The sequence below is a fragment of the Aliirhizobium wenxiniae genome (genome assembly GCF_019511445.1).
GTDB classification, from domain to species: Bacteria; Pseudomonadota; Alphaproteobacteria; order Rhizobiales; family Rhizobiaceae; genus Neorhizobium; species Neorhizobium wenxiniae_A.
Genome location: NZ_JAEUAN010000053.1, coordinates 1 through 2,096, shown reverse-complemented (window position 1 = coordinate 2,096; position 2,096 = coordinate 1). Strand labels below are relative to the sequence as shown.

2 protein-coding genes and 1 pseudogene are annotated in these 2,096 nt (G+C 52.8%); all 3 read right to left on the bottom strand.

What is annotated here, in order from left to right; all coding sequences use genetic code 11:
- Positions 1-641: 641 nt before the first annotated feature.
- A complete protein-coding gene (locus JNB91_RS30180; protein ID WP_031615228.1) occupies positions 642-818 on the bottom strand; it encodes an MbeD family mobilization/exclusion protein in 177 nt (58 codons plus the stop codon).
- Between the two features lie 63 nt (positions 819-881).
- Complete coding sequence (locus JNB91_RS30175; protein WP_001673203.1) at positions 882-1,400, bottom strand: MbeB family mobilization protein; 519 nt, start codon at positions 1,398-1,400, stop codon at positions 882-884.
- 367 nt (positions 1,401-1,767) lie between these two features.
- Positions 1,768-2,088 (bottom strand): annotated as a pseudogene (locus tag JNB91_RS31830) (hypothetical protein); the annotation flags it as partial.
- Positions 2,089-2,096: the final 8 nt, after the last annotated feature.

Here is a 2,096-nt window from a genome sequence, read left to right as displayed (position 1 = left end):
TATGCCTTCGCCGAAAAAAATGAAACTAATGGCAGACACCATTTCTGCGGTTTATCTCGATGGATACGAGGGCAGACAGTAAGGGATTTACCATAATCCCTTAATTGTACGCACCGCTGAAATGCGTTCAGCGCGATCACGGCTGCTGACAGGTAAAAATGGCAACAAACCACCCGAAAAACTGCCGCGATCGCACCCGGTAAATTTTAACCACATGCATAGCTATGCAGCCATGTGAATCACGCAGGAATTTCCAGCCAGAGACTGCTGAAACGGATTTTTTTCATCCTTTCGGAAGCGAAGAAGACGGGAACCGGAGCGGGAAAACAGAAGTTCAGGGGAATGAGCGCGATCTGGCAATAGAGGCAAAACACAGCAACAAAAGATACACCAGAATCGCGCCCGTATGCGTTTTAACGCGTTCCTGTTTTTTCAGAAAGGTCTGACTGAAGCGCGTTCCCGGTGCCCCCGAACCAACCATTATCCCAAAAAATGCACCAGAAACGCGCTGACAACATTTTAGCCTGTCTCTGATTACCATCCCAGCGAAGGGCCATCCAGTGTGCGCTCCTGTATTTCCGGCTGGCGCTCACGCTCCAGGGATAACGCATGTTCGCGCTCCTGTATCAGCCGTTCGTCCCTTATCTCCTGTTCTCGCTGTATAACTGGCTCAAGCGTTCTGTCCGCTCGCTCAAGTGCTGCACCTGCTGACTCAACTGCATGACCTGCTCGTTCAGCATCGCGTTGTCCCGTTGCGTAAGCGAAAACATTTTCTGCAATTCCACGAAGGCGCTCTCCCATTCGTTCAGCCGCTGCATATAGTCCTGTTGCAGTTGCTCTAAGGCGTTCAGCAAATGTCTTTCCAGCTCCGTCACTCTGTGTCACTCCGTCAGTTGTACCCAGTCCTTCCCCTGATAGGGAATCACCGTTGCCGATTTCCCCTGCGGGATAACCAGAAATTTCCTTCTCCCGTCCTGCACAAACTCCACGCCCCATGTCTTCGCGTTCAGTTTCTGCAATGTTTCTTCCTGTATCCTGATTTCTTCCAGGTTCGCCTGTATCATCCCGCCAAGATACCAGAGCGTCCCGCCACTCACGGTAAACAGGAAAAGGACCATCCCCAGTAACATCATGCCCGTATTCCCTGCCAGCTTTAACACGTCCTTCCTGTGCTGCATCATCGCCTCTTTCACCCCTTCCCGGTGTTTTTTCAGTGATTCCTCTGTCGAAGCTGTGAACAGGGCTATAGCGTCTTTGATTTTCGTCTCGTTTGATGTCACAGCCTTGCTTACAGATTTTTCGAGCTTGCTGAACTCGTCGTTCAGCATTGTCTCTGTAGATTCGGCTCTCTCTTTCAGCTTTTTCTCGAACTCCGCGCCCGTCTGTAAAAGATTGCTCATAAAATGCTCCTTTCAGCCTGATATTCTTCCCGCCGTTCGGGTCTGCAATGCTGATACTACTTCGCGTCACCCTGACCACTTCAAGCCCTGCCTCTGTGAGCGCCTGGATCACATCCTGACGGCCTTTTATCTCTCCGGCATGGTAAAGCGCGTCTATCCCGCGTGTGACGCCCTCAGCAAGCGCCTGTTTCGTTTCCGGCAGGTTATCAGGAAGGGTCAGCGTCCGGCGGTTCTCCGGGGCGTTGGGGTCATGCAGACCGTAATGGTGATTCACCAGCGTCTGCCAGGCATCAATTCTCGGCCTGTCTGCCCGGTCGTAGTACGGCTGGAGGCGTTTTCCGCTCTGTAGCTCCATGTTCGGAATGACAAAATTCAGCTCAAGCCGTCCCTTGTCCTGGTGCTCCACCCACAGGATGCTGTACTGATTTTTCTCGAGACCGGGCATCAGTACACGCTCAAAGCTCGCCATCACTTTTTCACGCCCTCCCGGCGGCAGCTCCTTCTCCGCGAACGACAGAACACCGGACGTGTATTTCTTCGCAAATGGCGTGGCATCGATGAGTTCCCGGACCTCTTCGGGATTACCCTGAAGCACCGTTGCGCCTTCGCGGTTACGCTCCCTCCCCAGCAGGTAATCAACCGGACCACTGCCACCACCTTTTCCCCTGGCATGAAATTTAACTATCATCCCGCGCC

Excerpts from the sequence above, each read along its gene's own strand:
- JNB91_RS30180 (WP_031615228.1), bottom strand. The coding sequence starts at position 818 with ATGCAGCGGCTGAACGAATGGGAGAGCGCCTTCGTGGAATTGCAGAAA.
- JNB91_RS30175 (WP_001673203.1), bottom strand. The coding sequence starts at position 1,400 with ATGAGCAATCTTTTACAGACGGGCGCGGAGTTCGAGAAAAAGCTGAAA.